General features: G+C 73.5%; 14 protein-coding genes and 1 pseudogene. 7 read left to right on the plus strand and 8 right to left on the minus strand.

Annotated features, from left to right (window positions below; all coding sequences use genetic code 11):
• The first annotated feature begins 15 nt into the window (after positions 1-15).
• Positions 16-1,071, plus strand: a complete 1,056-nt coding sequence (locus BSZ37_RS02220; protein ID WP_095508978.1) for a hypothetical protein — start codon at positions 16-18, stop codon at positions 1,069-1,071.
• A 234-nt stretch (positions 1,072-1,305) separates the two neighbouring features.
• On the opposite strand, the gene BSZ37_RS02225 is transcribed toward BSZ37_RS02220, so the two are convergent.
• From BSZ37_RS02225 to BSZ37_RS02240, 4 genes are read right to left on the minus strand one after another with little or no spacing between them, the layout of a single operon-like run.
• A complete protein-coding gene (locus BSZ37_RS02225) occupies positions 1,306-2,124 on the minus strand; it encodes an Fpg/Nei family DNA glycosylase (RefSeq protein ID WP_143537534.1) in 819 nt (272 codons plus the stop codon).
• Entirely contained in the window at positions 2,117-2,692 is a 576-nt protein-coding gene (locus tag BSZ37_RS02230; RefSeq protein ID WP_095508979.1) for a DUF421 domain-containing protein, read from the minus strand. The genes BSZ37_RS02225 and BSZ37_RS02230 overlap by 8 nt, the downstream gene beginning before the upstream one ends.
• 57 nt (positions 2,693-2,749) lie before the next feature.
• Positions 2,750-3,868: a DHH family phosphoesterase gene (locus BSZ37_RS02235; RefSeq protein WP_095508980.1), complete on the minus strand. Its 1,119-nt coding sequence runs from the start codon at positions 3,866-3,868 to the stop codon at positions 2,750-2,752.
• Positions 3,865-5,583 carry an ATP-dependent DNA ligase gene (locus tag BSZ37_RS02240; RefSeq protein WP_179299437.1) on the minus strand — a complete coding sequence of 573 codons (1,719 nt, stop codon included), beginning with the start codon at positions 5,581-5,583 and terminating at the stop codon, positions 3,865-3,867. Before BSZ37_RS02240 ends, BSZ37_RS02235 begins: the two co-directional genes overlap by 4 nt.
• A 172-nt stretch (positions 5,584-5,755) precedes the next feature.
• On the opposite strand from BSZ37_RS02240, the gene BSZ37_RS02245 reads away from it, so the two are divergent.
• Both BSZ37_RS02245 and BSZ37_RS02250 read left to right on the plus strand, forming a co-directional pair.
• The gene (locus BSZ37_RS02245) at positions 5,756-6,127 is read left to right on the plus strand and encodes a hypothetical protein (protein WP_095508982.1); all 372 of its coding nucleotides are present in this window, start codon (positions 5,756-5,758) and stop codon (positions 6,125-6,127) included.
• Positions 6,124-7,335: a hypothetical protein gene (locus BSZ37_RS02250; RefSeq protein WP_095508983.1), complete on the plus strand. Its 1,212-nt coding sequence runs from the start codon at positions 6,124-6,126 to the stop codon at positions 7,333-7,335. Before BSZ37_RS02245 ends, BSZ37_RS02250 begins: the two co-directional genes overlap by 4 nt.
• Positions 7,336-7,395: 60 nt before the next feature.
• On the opposite strand, the gene BSZ37_RS02255 is transcribed toward BSZ37_RS02250, so the two are convergent.
• Positions 7,396-8,391 carry a DNA-formamidopyrimidine glycosylase family protein gene (locus BSZ37_RS02255; RefSeq protein ID WP_179299438.1) on the minus strand — a complete coding sequence of 332 codons (996 nt, stop codon included), beginning with the start codon at positions 8,389-8,391 and terminating at the stop codon, positions 7,396-7,398.
• Between the two features lie 121 nt (positions 8,392-8,512).
• Here BSZ37_RS02255 and BSZ37_RS02260 point away from each other — a divergent pair, with 121 nt between their 5' ends.
• The 3 genes from BSZ37_RS02260 (at position 8,513) to BSZ37_RS21775 (ending at position 10,504) form a co-directional block, all read left to right on the plus strand.
• On the plus strand, positions 8,513-9,283 hold the full coding sequence (locus BSZ37_RS02260) for a DJ-1/PfpI family protein (RefSeq protein WP_179299439.1): 771 nt from the start codon (positions 8,513-8,515) through the stop codon (positions 9,281-9,283).
• The gene (locus tag BSZ37_RS02265; RefSeq protein WP_095508986.1) at positions 9,283-10,014 is read left to right on the plus strand and encodes an amidohydrolase family protein; all 732 of its coding nucleotides are present in this window, start codon (positions 9,283-9,285) and stop codon (positions 10,012-10,014) included. The genes BSZ37_RS02260 and BSZ37_RS02265 overlap by 1 nt, the downstream gene beginning before the upstream one ends.
• Before the next feature lie 325 nt (positions 10,015-10,339).
• Positions 10,340-10,504 carry a hypothetical protein gene (locus tag BSZ37_RS21775; RefSeq protein ID WP_179299440.1) on the plus strand — a complete coding sequence of 55 codons (165 nt, stop codon included), beginning with the start codon at positions 10,340-10,342 and terminating at the stop codon, positions 10,502-10,504.
• A 36-nt stretch (positions 10,505-10,540) separates the two neighbouring features.
• On the opposite strand, the gene BSZ37_RS02270 is transcribed toward BSZ37_RS21775, so the two are convergent.
• Positions 10,541-11,236, minus strand: coding sequence for a carboxylesterase family protein (locus tag BSZ37_RS02270; RefSeq protein ID WP_218830366.1), 696 nt, complete (start codon positions 11,234-11,236; stop codon positions 10,541-10,543).
• A gap of 96 nt (positions 11,237-11,332) precedes the next feature.
• Here BSZ37_RS02270 and BSZ37_RS02275 point away from each other — a divergent pair, with 96 nt between their 5' ends.
• Complete coding sequence (locus tag BSZ37_RS02275) at positions 11,333-12,082, plus strand: MerR family transcriptional regulator (RefSeq protein WP_179299441.1); 750 nt, start codon at positions 11,333-11,335, stop codon at positions 12,080-12,082.
• A 22-nt stretch (positions 12,083-12,104) separates the two neighbouring features.
• On the opposite strand, the pseudogene BSZ37_RS22755 reads toward BSZ37_RS02275, so the two are convergent.
• Both BSZ37_RS22755 and BSZ37_RS21780 read right to left on the minus strand, forming a co-directional pair.
• Positions 12,105-12,590: pseudogene (locus BSZ37_RS22755) on the minus strand (P-loop NTPase family protein); the annotation flags it as partial.
• Positions 12,591-12,597: 7 nt separating this feature from the next.
• Positions 12,598-13,269: a hypothetical protein gene (locus tag BSZ37_RS21780; RefSeq protein ID WP_179299442.1), complete on the minus strand. Its 672-nt coding sequence runs from the start codon at positions 13,267-13,269 to the stop codon at positions 12,598-12,600.
• Between the last annotated feature and the right edge of the window lie 88 nt (positions 13,270-13,357).

The following is a 13,357-nucleotide window of genomic DNA, read 5'->3' on the forward strand; positions in this document are numbered from 1 at the left end:
CCTTCTCGACCCGCTATGCGCACCCCCGTCCTCGCCCTCCTCGTCGCCTTGCTCGCCCCGCCCGCCGACGCCCAGCTCGGCCGGGTGCTCGACCGTGCCAAAGAGACCGTCGAGGACGCCGTCCGCGACCGCGCGCCGGAGCCCCCCCCACAGGAGGCCGCGGACCCACGGCCGGTCACGGCCCAGCCCGCCGCGTCGGCCGCCGCGGACCGGGCCCCACGCACGGGCCCGGCCCCCGCGGCCGACGCCTACGACCTCCTGTTCCACGCCGCCCCCAGGGCCGAGACGGGCGTCGCGGGGGGCACGGGGCCGTTCGCCGTCCTCTTCCCGACCGACGGGACGTACGAGCTCGCCGTCGTCGATGCCTCCGGGGCCACCGTCGCGTCCACCTCGGACACCGTGACCCCCATCGACCGGCTCCCCACCTTCGCCGTGCTCCGCTACCTCCTGTTGGACTACGAGCCGGCCCCCGGGGACTATGAGCTGGTCCTCCGGCTCGACGGCGCCCCCCTCACCGCGATTCCCTACACCCTCTCGCGGATCGAGGGCGACGACCCGTTCAACCCGACGACGACGTGGCAGGTCGACGGGCCGTGGGCCACGTACGGCGTGCTCCGAGCCCCGACGGGCGACGCCGACGGCGACGTCGAGCTGACCTACTGGGTCCGGTCGGGCGAGGTGAGCGGCGACCGCGTGAAGGTCCGGCCGGTCCTCTTCCGGGACGGCCAGCGCGTGAGCGCGTACGAGGACGGGTCGACGGTGTTCGCGTCGCATCAGGGCTGGACCGCCCACCGGACGGCCATCAACGTCGACAACGGCGGGCGGCGGGGCAACCTCCGGCGCGACGCGCTCGTGGACGGGGACTACCGGATCGAGGTCGGCGAGGAAGGCCGGTCCCCGATCCGCGTGTTCCACTTTTCCGTCTCGGGCGGCCAGTTCGTGCCCCACGCGCGGAGCGCGCTCGAGTACGAGCCCCGCGCAGGCTTCCTGACCCCGCGCTCCGTCGCGGACGAGGCGTACGGCCGGAACCGGTTCTCGATGGTCGACCAAGTCTGGATGGTCTCGGAGTAGCGTCGGCGCCCTCGCCCGACCGGGCGGGCGCCGTCCGGCAACTCCGGCGGGCGGCCCGTGTCTCGGGGGCGCCCCGCCTCCCGAACCATGACGCTCGCCCTCGTCGCCTTCCTCCTCGTCGTCCTCGCCGCCGCGAGCACGGTCGCCCTCGGCGAGCGCCGCGCACCGCGCCGGCCCCTGCGCTGGCAGCGCGGGCTCCGGTAGCCCGCTCCCTCCGCCTCGGCACCGAGGCGGTCAGTGCTGGCAGGTCGGGCAGAGGTACGTCGCCCGGTCGTACGGCGGGAGGCGGACGAGCTCGATCGGCGTGCCGCAGACGAGACACGGCTTCCCCTTCCGCTGGTAGACCCACCGGTCATGCCCCTGCTCGCGGAGCTCGGGTGGCGTCGTCTTCGTGCGGCCGTACCGCGTCGTGCCGTCCCACATCATTGGGTGGACGGCGTCCCACAGCGCGTCGAGCTCGGCGTCGGTGACCTCCGCGGCCGGCCGGCGCGGGTCGACGCCGGCCAGGAAGAGCCCCTCGCTCGCGTAGATGTTGCCGACGCCGGCCACCACGCGCTGGTCGAGGACCACGGGCTTGATCGGGTCGTCGCCGCGGGCGCGGATCCGGCGGGCGGCCTCAGCCCGGTCGAACGTGCCGCCGGGCGTGTGGTCGGGGAGCGGTGCCATCACGTCCGGGCCGAGGCTGGTGAGCCGCTCATGCTCGGCCAGTTCCTCCGGTGTCAGCAGCTCAACGGTCGGGCCGTGGTAGAAGACGGCCTCGTGCGCGGCGGTCTGGAGCCAGAGGCGGACGTGCTTCTCCTCTTTCCTCAGGTCGAGGGGCCGCTCGCCGACCTGCCACGAGCCGTACTGCGCGCCGTGGCAGTGGAGCGTCTCGCCCCCCGAGAGCGGGAGGAGCAGGTGCTTCCCGTGCGTCCGCGGCTCCTGGAGGTGCTGGCCGACGAGGCCGGCGGGCCGGTCGCCCCACCGCTTCGGCATCTGGACGTGCGTGAGCGGCGCGCCGACGAGCGGCGCCAGCCGCCGCGCCCAGCGGATGACGGCGTGGCCCTCAGCCATCCGTGCCCCCCTCATAGTCGTCCTCGCCGAGGTCCACGCGGTCGGCGTCGCGGACGCCGCGGAGCAGGCACGGGTGGAGGTCGACGCGGTCGGGCTGGCCGTGGAGGACCGAGATGTCGCCGGTCGTCTCGAGCACGACGGCCCGCACCTCCTGGGGGTCGAGCACGTTGGCCTCGCGGAGCTTGGCCCACAGATCGCTCTCCGTCACGCGCGTCCGGCTCAGGTTGTCGTAGAGGATCCGGTCGCCGGCCATCAGCACGATCGGCTCGTTGTCGACGATGTGCTCCGCCCACGACGTGTGCTTCCGGAGCGCCGCGATCACGAGCTGGACGCCGAACAGGCTCGCGAGGGCGACCGACGCTTGGAGGAGCGGCGGGCTCGGCGTGATGATCGTCGAGGCCAGGACCGAGCCCACGGCGACCGTCATGGCGAAGTCGAAGCTCGACATCTTCGAGAAGCTTCGGAGCCCGACGACGCGGATGAGCGCGATGAGGACCACGTAGAGGCCGAGCGTCGAGAGGACGACGGCGACGAGCGCGGTGGGCGAGGCGGTGAACCAGTCGGACATGGGCGGGGGGCCGGGGGTGAGGGCGCCCGCCTCGATCCCGAGGCGGAGACACCGGGCCTACACCGGCACGTGGGCCTCGGGTCCGAAGCCGAGCGCGTCGAGGACGCCGTTGAACACGTCCGGCGGGAGGTGGCCGCCGCTCGCTTGGTCGTGGCCGTGCCCCCACCGCCCGTTCCACCCCGGGGTGTCGATGGACTGGTACAGGACGGGCAGGCGGACGTCCCGGCGCGACGTCCGCGTCGAGAAGGCCACGATCCCGTCGAGGTAGCCGACGTTGGCGCAGATCACGGGGTAGCCCTTGAGCCGCCCGCGCCACTGCTGCGCGATGAGCGGGTGGACCTGCGCCGGCGAGTCGATCGTGACGAGGGCGAAGCGGAGCCCGTCGGGCGCGACGCCGGCCGGCACCGTCGCGTCGCGCTCCGAGAACACGGGCGCGGCCTTGCGGGCCTCCGCCAGCTCCGCCTTGACCGCCTCGCGTGCCTGGCGGAGCCGGTCCACGGGCGGCGCCTCGGACTGGGCGAGGGCCTTCGAGTCGTCGAAGCGCATCAGCGCATCGAGCGCCGTCTGCGCGTCGAACGTCGGCGCCCGGCGGGCCGCGTTGACGAGCGCGACGGTCTCCTTCAGCCACTTGGCCGTCCGCGCCTTCTTGACGGCGGGCAGCCTCGGCCACGGCGCCTTCTCGCCGAGATCCGAGATCACGCCGACGGCCGCGATCCAGTCGAGGTCGTCCACCTCGGCCTCTCCCGCGAGGAGGTCATACGCCAGCCACGCGCTGCACGGGATCGGCTCCCACTCGTAGCCGCTGACGACGAACGCGCCCTCCGGCGCTCCGCTCGGCCGGTGGTGGTCGACGTACAGCACCGGGACGCCGCTCTCCTCCAGCGTCCCGCGCGCGTTCACGCCGAGGTCGGTCACGAGGAGCGCGTCGGGCGCGAGGGCCGCCAGCCGCTCCCGGGCGCCGTCCGAAAATGCCGACTCGTCGCGGCCCGACGGCACGACGACGACCTCGCCCAGCGTCTCCCCGAGGCGGAGCAGCCCGCGGCCGAAGAGCGCGCCCGCCGCCAGCCCATCGGCGTCGAAGTGGCAGAGCACGACGACGCGGCCCGCCTCGGGGATCGCGTCGAGCCAGTCGCGGAAGGTGGCGCGGGCTTCGGCCAGGTGGGCGGCGTACGTCATGCGTCTCCCGCCAGCGCCGCGACGGTCGCGAGCGTGTCGATCTCGGCGGCCGGCTTGTCCTCCCGCAGGCGGACGATTCGAGGGAAGCGGAGGGCGTAGCCGCTCTTGTGCCGCTTCGACACCTGGACGTTGTCGAACGCGACCTCGACCACGACCTCGGGCTCGACCGTCCGCACCTTCCCGTGGGCGAACGTCTGGAGCGTGTGCTCCTCAAACCACTCGGTGAGGGCCGCCAGCTCGGCGTCGGTGAGGCCGGAGTACGCCTTCCCGACGTTGAGGAGCGTGCCGTCGGATTCGCTTGCGCGGACGGCGAACGTGAAGTCGGACAGGAGCTTCCGGCGCCCGCCGTGCCCGCGCTCGACGGCCGTCACGACGACGTCGAGCGTGGCGAGGGCCTTCTTGATCTTGAGCCAGTCGCGCCCTCGCCGGCCCGGTTTGTAGGGCGAGTCGAGCGCCTTTACCATCAGCCCCTCGTTGCCGCGCGCGCGGGCCGCGTCGAAGAGGGCGTCGAGCGTGTCGAGGTCGTGGACCTCGGCGACGACGCTGCGGCGGAGCGGGCCGGTCCAGTCGAACCGGTCGAGGAGGGCTTGGCGCTCGCGGAAGGACGCGTCGAGCGTCGGCTCGCCGTCGATGGCGAGGACGTCGTAGGCGACGAACGCGACGGGCACGTCGCGCTGGAGCTCTTCGGACGCCGTCTTCCGCCCGAGCCGCTTCTGGAGCGCCTGGAACGGGACGACCTCGCCCTGGGGCCCGAGCGGCACGATCTCGCCGTCGAGGATCACGCCCCGGGGCGCCGCCTCCGCGAACGCCGCCAGCGGACGGACGAGGTCGGGGAAGGCGCGCTCGATCGCGTCGAGCGTCCGCGAGAAGAGCGCCACGCGGGCGCCCGCCTCGGGCACGCCGTGGAGGTCCTCGTCGCCGGGGTCGGCCGCGACGTGGGCCTGCGCGCGGATCCCGTCGAACTTGTCCTCGACGGCGACCGGCGGCGGGACCTGTCGGGCGACCTCCTCGGCCAACGTCCGCTCGCCCTTGGCCTCGGCCGGCGAGGCCAGCATGAACGTGATCGGGTGGAACAACGTCAGGTGCGCCTCCGCCAGCCGGTCGCGCCGCGCGAGCACGGCCGCCTCGCCGACATCGCCCGTCAGCATCACGGCCCGGCGGACGGTCGCCCCCTTCCGACCGTACAGCCTGGACAGCGCCGACACGACGCCGCCCTCGCCCATCCCGATCCGCAACTCCCCCGCGAGAAGCTTGACGAGGAACCGGGCCTCCTCCGGCGTCACGCGCGCCAGCATCCCCGCGATAAGCGCCGTCTTGGCGGTCGAGCCGCTCGTCTCAGCGACCTGCTCGAAGAAGCCCTCGGCCTCCTCGATCGTCAGATCGGATTCGACGGGGGGCACCAGGGCCTCGATCGCACCGGCGGTCACGTCGCCGGGATCCCCGAGGCGGACGAGCGCGGCGCGGAGGTCGTCCTCCTCCGCACCCGTCGCCGCCATCGTCGCCCGGAGGAGCGCGGCGAACCCGACGCTCACGGTCCGCTGGTCCGACAGTGAGAACACGCGGCCGGCGGCCCAGCGCGCGGCACGGCGGAGGTCGGCGTCGTCCAGCTCTGCGAACAGCACGCCGAGACGGTCGGCCTTGTCGTGGCGTCCCGAGAGCGCGGCCACGTCGGCGAGCGCGAGAGCGAGGGCGGCGAAGGAAGCGGAGTCCGTCATGTTGGGAGCGTCGGGGCCGGGGCCACCGAGGGAGCCGAGTGGACTGGCCGCGGGCCGGAGAAGGTTCCGTCCTCCTCCCGACCCCGGGGACTCCCGAGTCCGAATCCTGCTCTCGCATGACTCGAGATCCATGGGGCCGATGTAGCCTGCGGACCTCCCCTACAAATCTCCCATGTCCGAGACCCTTCGTCACATTTACCGCCTCCACCCGGGCCGGCAGGCGCGGCTCCAGATGGAGATCGGGTCGGGTGCCCTCTCGCACACCCGCGTCGTCATCACGAGCGAGGTCGACGAGCGGCCGCCCCGCGTGGAGGACGTCGTGGGCGACGTGGACCTCGACCTCGGCCCGGCCCCCGAGGCCCACGGCCTCCGCGTCCGCTGCACGACGTCGCTCCACCACACGCATCCGGAAGCCCGGAACCGGATCGATTACACGCTCCACGGCGGGCTCCACCCCTGGACCGGGGCCATCAAGGAGGACCCGCCGGATCCGTCGGTGGACATCTTTTTCGCCGAGTTCGTCCTCGTCCTCCCCCTCCCATGACTCCGTCGCCCCGCTGGCTCCACCCCGCGGCTCTCGCCGTCACCCTCCTCACGGCGGCGGCCCCCCACGCGCAGGTCGGCGGTGCCGACACCACCGTCACTCTCTCCTCGCTCCGGCCTCCAGACGCCCCGGGGTTCGTCTTGCTCGGGGGCTCGCCGAGCGCCGTCGAACGGCCGGGCACTCCGCGGGCGCTCGCCCTCTCGGCCGTTACGCGGGCCACGGAGGGCGACCTGTTCGACCAGTTCGCGGTGCAGGTCGCGCCGTTCTGGCTGAACGGATACCGCGGGCTGAGCTACGAGACGTACGCGAAGGCCCCGCGCCCCGACGAAGCGTTCCGTCGAACGCTCGCTTTCTCGGCCATGACGGACCGCCTGGACGTCGGCCTCGCCGAGCCCGTCCCGGCCGTCGCCCTCGGCGTCAGGTTCTCGCTGGCGACCGGGCGCATCGACACGACGTCCACCGAGTACCGCCAGCAACTCCGGGCCGCCCGGCAGATCCTCGCCACGCTCGCGGCCGACGCGGACTCGCTCCGCCGAGCGGCCGAGGCGGCAGACTCGCTGTACCAGTACCTCGTCACCGCCCAGCGCTCGATTCCGTTCGGGGGCGACGAGTGGTCGGCCCTTGAGGCGCTCCGCGGACGCCGCTCGGACGAGCTCGTCGCGCAGATCGACCTCGACAAGACGCTCAAGCTGGCGGAGGCCACAGAGACCATCGGGACGCTCCCGGAGCGGCGCGTCGGATGGGTGTGGGACGTGGCCGGCGGAGGCGCCGTCGTCTTCCCCGACGACGAGTTCGACGCGATGGAGGTCTACCGGCTCGGTGTCTGGACCACCGCCGGCTACGAGCGGCAGGGCGGTGCCGTCCTCGGCGTGGCCCGTCTCCTCGACGAGGACGGCCTGGCCGGCAGCGATGCTGGCCTCTCGCTCGACGTCGGTGGCCGGCTGGCGTTCGACGCCCCCGGCGGGCGGCTCTCCGCCTCGTTGGAGGGCGTCTACCGGGCGGGCCTGAGCGCCGACCTCGGCGACCGGTACCGCGTCTCGGGGCTGGTCGAGTACATGGCGGGGTCGGGCGAGACGGTCGCGCTCACGTTGGGCCGCGACTTCGAGGGCGCGCCGACGGGAAACGTGTTGGCCCTCCTCCGGCTCGTCACCGACATCGGCGGGGACGTCCGCGCGCCGATCCGGACGTTCTCGGACGCGAGCCGCTGAGCGGCCGTCGGCCTCATCCGCCCGGGAGCCCGGCGCCCCCCGAGGCGTCCTACCCGCCGGTCACCGGTCCTCCGGGTCCCGCTCGTCATCGGGCGAGGCCCACTCGGAGTCGGGCGGTCGGCGGTCCTTGTGCGGGCGGGCCGGCTTGGGCTCGACCGAGACCGGCTGGCAGGTCGGGCAGAAGTAGATGATCCGCTTCTTCTCGACCGTCTCGCCGCTCTCGTCGTCAACCCATTCGCGCGTGAGCTGGTGCTCCTGGCGAACGTAGTCGTCGCAGGTGAGGCACGGGAGGTTGGTCCGCCGGAAGACCCAGTGGCGCGTGTTCCAGGCGTGGGCGTGGGGCGAGTAGCGGAGGTCGCGGTCGGCCGCCATCTTCGCCTGCACGGCCTCGGGGACGGTCCGCCCACTCTGCGCGTACGCCATCTGGCTCAGGCGCGGGACCGTCTCGGCGAGGCACCCGCGCTCGGCCCCGTCGAGCTCGCCGACCAGCCGCCACGGGTCCATCCGGCAGGCGTAGAGGATCTCCGCCCGGAGGTAGTTGCCGATGCCGGCGGCCACGGTCTGGTCGAGGAGCGCCGCGCCGACGGTCCGGTCGGGCTCCTGATCCAGCCGGCCGAGGAACGCGTCGGCGTCGAACGGCTCGTCGAGGACGTCGGGGCCGAGGCGGGAGAGGGCGGGGATGCCCGCGTACGGGTCGCCCTGGCCGACGTCGAACTTCGGCGCCGAGTAGAGGAGGGCCGCCGCGTCGTCGGTCACGATCCGGGCCCGCTCGCGCCGGTCCTTCGTCACCACCTCCTCGGCGTCGGGCGCGACCACGTGCCACCGGCCCCACATGAGGTAGTGCGAGTGGAAGAAGAGGTCGCCCTCGACCTGCCCCACGAGGTGCTTGCCGTGGGCCCAGACGCGCTCGACGCGCTTTCCCTCGAACGCGCCCTCGTGCTCGGCTAGCCACTCGCGCGCCGCCGTCGTCCGCGCCTCGAAGGTGCGGATGGTGTGGCCGGCGAGGGCGTCGTCGAGGAGGTCCGCGGAACGCTGGACCTCAGGACCTTCAGGCATGGGGGGACCGTCGCAGTTCGTCCGCGTATGGCTCGAATCGCATAGGGTTCTGCCGAAGGGATCGGTTGGGGGTCCGCCCGATGGGGCGGGTAGCTTCCCCCTCACGCCGATCCCCCACGCCATGCGTCTGGTCGCCCTCGCTCTCGCCGGTACGCTCGCGGCCTGCCAGGCCCCGCCCACGGGAACGAGCGCCGAGGCTCGGTCTGTCGAGGCACGGATCGCGGAGGTCGAGCGGAAGGGGGGGACCGTCCGCCTCGCGGCGTTCGTCGCCATCGACGGCGTGTTCAACAGCGAGCTCATGGCGCCCTACGACGTGCTCCACCACACGCGCTTCCGCGACGAGGCGGACTACGTCGAGCCCGTCGTCGTGTCGCCCGACGGCGGCCCGGTGACGACGTTCGAAGGCCTCACGGTCGCGGCGCACTACAGCTTCGACGCAGCACCTCCGGCCGACATCCTCGTGATCCCGAGCGCCGACGGGAGCATGAGCGCGGACCTCGAAGACGGCGCCTACCTCGGCTACATCGCCCGCACGGCCGAGGCCGCCGAGTGGGTGATCACGGTGTGCGACGGCGCGTTCCCACTCGCGGCGACCGGCATGCTCGACGGGCGCGTGGCGACCACCTTCCCCGCCGACCGGGCCGCCCTCGCCGATCGCTTTCCCGCCGTCGACGTCCGCGACGACGTGCGGCTGGTGGTCGACGGGAAGTACATCACCTCTGTGGGCGGCGCGATGAGCTACGAGCCGGCGTTCTGGCTGGTGGAGCACCTGTGGGGCCCGGAGCGAGTGGCCGGGAACGCCGAGGGCCTGGTCTGGCCGTGGGACCCGGCGGCGCTCCCCCACCTCGTCGTCGACCGCGACTCGGCCCGCCTCGGCGCCGAGGCGGAGTGATGCGGGTCTTCGACGCCCACCTCCACGTCGTCGACCCGCGCTTCCCGCTCGTCGCCAACGACGGGTTCGTGCCGGAGCCGTTCACCGTCGAGGACTACTGCCGGCGCGTGGCCGGGCTCGGCGTGACGGGCGGGGCCGTCGTCTCCGGGTCGTTCCAGGCGTTCGACACGGCGTACCTCGACGCCGCGCTCCCCACGCTTGGACCGTCGTTCGTCGGCGTCGTCCACCTGCCGCCCGACGTCGCCGACGCCGAGGTGCTCCGGCTCGACGCGCTCGGCGTCCGGGCCGTCCGGTTCGCGCTCCGGCGCGGCGCGGCGCTCGACGTGGCGCTCGCGCGGCGCGTGTGGGACCTCGCCGGCTGGCACGCCGAGCTCTACGTCGACGCCCGCGACCTCCCGGACCTCCCGCTCGCGGATCTCCCGCGCGTCGTGATCGACCACCTCGGGCTGTCGGTGGACGGTTTCCCACAGCTCGTCCACGCCGTGGACAACGGCGCGTTCGTGAAAGCGACGGGCTTCGGTCGGCTCGCCTTCGACCCGGCCGACGCGCTCCGCACGTTGGTCGCCGCGAACCCCGAGGCCGTCGTGTTCGGCACGGACCTGCCGTCGACGCGAGCCCCCCGCCCGTTCCGCGACGCCGACCTCCAGATCGTCCGCGACACGCTCGACGCCGGCGACGCCGACGCCGTGCTCTACCGGAATGCCGCCGCGTTGTATCGTCCAGGGAATTAAGCGATCGTCCGGTTGCGACGATCCCTGCCGAGTCCCACACCCCCGGACGGATGCCCCAGTCGCAGACTCCCGTCACACCGGTCCGCTGGCCGGTCGCCCCGACGCCCTCCTTCGCGGGCTGGACGCCTCCGCCCGCGCAGGCTCCGGCGAAGCCCGCAAAAGCCGCCAAGCCGGCCTCGACGACGCGCCCGCGGACCTGAGCGGCCGGCGGCAGGGAAGCGCCCCGGCGCTCGAGTGGGGTCGCTCCCCATGCCGGTTCCGGGGGCTTCGGCGGCACGTCGGCGGAGGCGAGCGGTTCACACTCTGCCCAGACGACCGAACCGCCATGAGCCTCGCCACTCGCTCCGCCGACGACTCACTCCCCATCACGGCCGACCGCTGGCCGGTCTCGCCGACGCCCGACTTCGCCGGTTGGACGCCCCCGCCCGCACCGGGCCCGGCGGACGACAAGGACTCCGCCACCGAACCCTCCGGCGAGGCCGACGAGTAGCCGGGCGCGCCCGCCTCGGCGTCGAGGCGGGCCGGGTCAGTCGCCGAGGAGGTGGCTGAGGAGCCACTCGTAGAGCTCCGGGTTGGCGTACGTCTCGGTCCACGAATCGTGGCCGGCGTCAGGGTAGACCGTGAACCGGACGTCACCGCCCGCATTCCGCAGCGCGCGGACCATCCCGACCGACATCTCGATGGGCACGACGGGGTCCATCGCCCCGTGGAACGCCCACACGGGCACGTCGCGCGCCGCATCGAGGCCGAGCGGGAGGCCGCCGCCGCAGATCGGGACGGCCGCCGCGAACCGATCCGGCATCTTCTGGATCGCCTCCCACGTGCCGAAGCCGCCCATCGACAGGCCCGTGAGGTACACGCGGGCCGGGTCGATGCGGTACGTCGCGAGGGCGTCGTCGAGCACCGCCGCGACGCGGCCGGCGGTCCACCGCTGGCCCGTCGGCACCTGCGGCGACACGATGACGAACGGGAGGTCGCGCCCCATCCGGCGCTCCTTGACCGGGCCGTGGACGGTGACGGCCTCAAGGCTGTCGCCGCGCTCGCCGGCACCGTGGAGGAACAGGAGGAGCGGCCACGCGCGATCGGGCTCGGCGTCGTAGCCCGTGGGGAGCGAGACGTGGGCCGTGCCGGAAGCGGTGTCGGTCCAGCCGCCGTCGTAGTCGAGCGTGGTCTGGGCGTGGGCGGCAATTGCCATGAGGAGGGCGGCGAGGACGAAACGCATGGAGCGGAGTGCGGAGAGACGATGAAGGTACGCGGCGGCCCTTGCGCCTCACGCGGCGTGAGGTCCGTACGCTCCGGTCCGCACCCCACAGAGCCCATGTCCGAGATCGTCCTCCGCGTCGGCGAGCTGGCGGAGCAGGCGGGCGTCACCGTCCGCGCGCTCCACCACTACGAGGCCGTCGGCCTCCTCACGCCGGCGCGCACCGACGCCGGCCACCGGCGCTACGGCGTTCGCGAGGTCGAGCGGCTCCAGCAGATCACGTCGTTGCGGGCCCTCGGCCTTGGCCTCGACCAGGTCCGCGAGGCGCTCGACGCGCCCGACTTCGACCCGGTCGCAGTCGTGGACCGCCAGCGGGCCGCGCTCGACGCCGAGGCCGCCCGCCTCGGGGCCCTCGCCGACCGTCTCGACGCCCTCGGGAGACTCCTCCACCAACGCGCCTCCACCGGTGCGCCCGTCGACCCCGACGCGTTCCTCACCCTCACCCGGACCATGACCGATATCGAACGACACTACACGCCCGAGCAGCTGCAACACCTCGCCGACCGCAGCGAGGCCCTCGGCGAAGACACGATCCGCGCCGTCGAGGCCGAATGGCCGCGCCTCTTCGAGGCGGTCGGCGCCGAGATGGATGCCGGAACTGACCCCGCCGACTCGCGCGTCCAGACGCTCGTGGATCGCTGGGACGAGCTCGTGGGGATGTTCACCGGCGGCGACCCCGGCATCCGGCAGTCCCTCGGGAATGCCGTCGAGGCCGACCGCGACGGGGCGTCGCAGATGATGGGCCTCGACCCGGACCGCAAGCAGGCGCTCTTCGCCTACGCACAGAAGGCCCGCGACGCGCGCTAACCGACCGGGGGAGGCTCGACAGGAACTCCCGGACCTCCCGCCGCGACCGGAGCCGGACCACGCGGACGCCGGCCGCCGCGTCGAGCCGCCGCAGGATGCCCGGGCGACGCGTCGCCGGGTACCGCCAGATCCACCGGACGAATTCCCACGAGAGCCGCTCCGGACAACCCCCGGCCACGTCAGGCCGCGCCCGACCGGCATAGCGCAGCCGTCGCCGAACCACCCGCCCCAGGCACAACACCCGCGGGAGGTCGAGAAACACGACGGTGTCCGCCGCCTCGAGGCGACGCTCGAGCGTGCCGCCGTAGTTGCCATCGATCACCCACGCGTCGGCCGTGACGAGACGCTCGACGGTCGGCACCCACTCGCGGAGTGGCGTCGCCTCCCACCCCGGCCGCCAGTACAGCCGGTCGAGGTGGGCCACGGGGAGCCCGAGGCGGGCGCCGAGCGCGCGGGCCAGCGTCGACTTGCCCGCGCCTCCCGACCCGATGACGAGCACGCGGCGCATCGGCCGGCTACGCGGCGCGGCGAAGCGCGTTGCGCTCGGTCGGGCGGCGTGCGTCCGCGATCGCGAGAAGCCGGTCGAACTGGGCCTCCGAAATCTCCGGCGGCGTCCGCGTGTTGGGGACCGTGCCGAAGAGCGCGAGCAGGTCGTCCTGGAGGATCGGCGGCGGGTCGACCAGGTCGAGCACGCGCGTCTCGCAGGCGAGGACCACGCCGCAGTCGGCGGCGCGCTCGACGCAGACGGCGTCCCAATCGCCGTCGTGGACCTTCCCGTGGTGGAGCGTGAGCGGGACCGGCAGCGGCGGGTTTCCGGCGACGACGAGGTTGCCGGGCGGACGCATTCTTCGGGCCGCGTACAACGCGGCGGCTTCGGCGTGCGTCTCGAACCGCTCGGCCACCTCCAGCACGGCTACGAGCCGCCAGTGGGCCGGCCGTCCCGGCACGCCACCCCACTTGCCCTTGGTCGTCGTGAATACGACCGTGTCGCCCACGTGGAGGCGCGGCACGAACCCGCGGCCGCGGCTGGACGACGTGAGCGCCGGGAGGGGGTGCTCGAAGTCGGGCTCGCGGCGGCTCATGCCGTTCGCGTACGGCGGCAGCGCGTAGGCCTCGACCGCACGGCGCCCGCCGAGCGTCTTGACGAGCGGCCAGTAGGAACACAGGTAGAAGCGTCCGTCGGTCATGGCCCAAGGATCGGGCCCCGCGTCGCCACCGTCGCGTCACTGCCCAGTCGATGGCACCGTCGGGGGCGGCCGGCGTACTGGCCTGTCC

It is taken from the genome of Rubrivirga marina (assembly GCF_002283365.1).
Lineage (GTDB): Bacteria > Bacteroidota > Rhodothermia > Rhodothermales > Rubricoccaceae > Rubrivirga > Rubrivirga marina.

Excerpts from the sequence above, each read along its gene's own strand:
- BSZ37_RS02240 (WP_179299437.1), bottom strand. The coding sequence starts at position 5,583 with ATGACGGACTCCGCTTCCTTCGCCGCCCTCGCTCTCGCGCTCGCCGAC.
- BSZ37_RS02270 (WP_218830366.1), bottom strand. The coding sequence starts at position 11,236 with ATGCGTTTCGTCCTCGCCGCCCTCCTCATGGCAATTGCCGCCCACGCC.
- BSZ37_RS21780 (WP_179299442.1), bottom strand. The coding sequence starts at position 13,269 with ATGACCGACGGACGCTTCTACCTGTGTTCCTACTGGCCGCTCGTCAAG.
- BSZ37_RS02225 (WP_143537534.1), bottom strand. The coding sequence starts at position 2,124 with ATGGCTGAGGGCCACGCCGTCATCCGCTGGGCGCGGCGGCTGGCGCCG.
- BSZ37_RS02255 (WP_179299438.1), bottom strand. The coding sequence starts at position 8,391 with ATGCCTGAAGGTCCTGAGGTCCAGCGTTCCGCGGACCTCCTCGACGAC.
- BSZ37_RS02265 (WP_095508986.1), top strand. The coding sequence starts at position 9,283 with ATGCGGGTCTTCGACGCCCACCTCCACGTCGTCGACCCGCGCTTCCCG.
- BSZ37_RS02230 (WP_095508979.1), bottom strand. The coding sequence starts at position 2,692 with ATGTCCGACTGGTTCACCGCCTCGCCCACCGCGCTCGTCGCCGTCGTC.
- BSZ37_RS02250 (WP_095508983.1), top strand. The coding sequence starts at position 6,124 with ATGACTCCGTCGCCCCGCTGGCTCCACCCCGCGGCTCTCGCCGTCACC.
- BSZ37_RS02235 (WP_095508980.1), bottom strand. The coding sequence starts at position 3,868 with ATGACGTACGCCGCCCACCTGGCCGAAGCCCGCGCCACCTTCCGCGAC.
- BSZ37_RS02220 (WP_095508978.1), top strand. The coding sequence starts at position 16 with ATGCGCACCCCCGTCCTCGCCCTCCTCGTCGCCTTGCTCGCCCCGCCC.
- BSZ37_RS21775 (WP_179299440.1), top strand. The coding sequence starts at position 10,340 with ATGAGCCTCGCCACTCGCTCCGCCGACGACTCACTCCCCATCACGGCC.
- BSZ37_RS02245 (WP_095508982.1), top strand. The coding sequence starts at position 5,756 with ATGTCCGAGACCCTTCGTCACATTTACCGCCTCCACCCGGGCCGGCAG.
- BSZ37_RS02275 (WP_179299441.1), top strand. The coding sequence starts at position 11,333 with ATGTCCGAGATCGTCCTCCGCGTCGGCGAGCTGGCGGAGCAGGCGGGC.
- BSZ37_RS02260 (WP_179299439.1), top strand. The coding sequence starts at position 8,513 with ATGCGTCTGGTCGCCCTCGCTCTCGCCGGTACGCTCGCGGCCTGCCAG.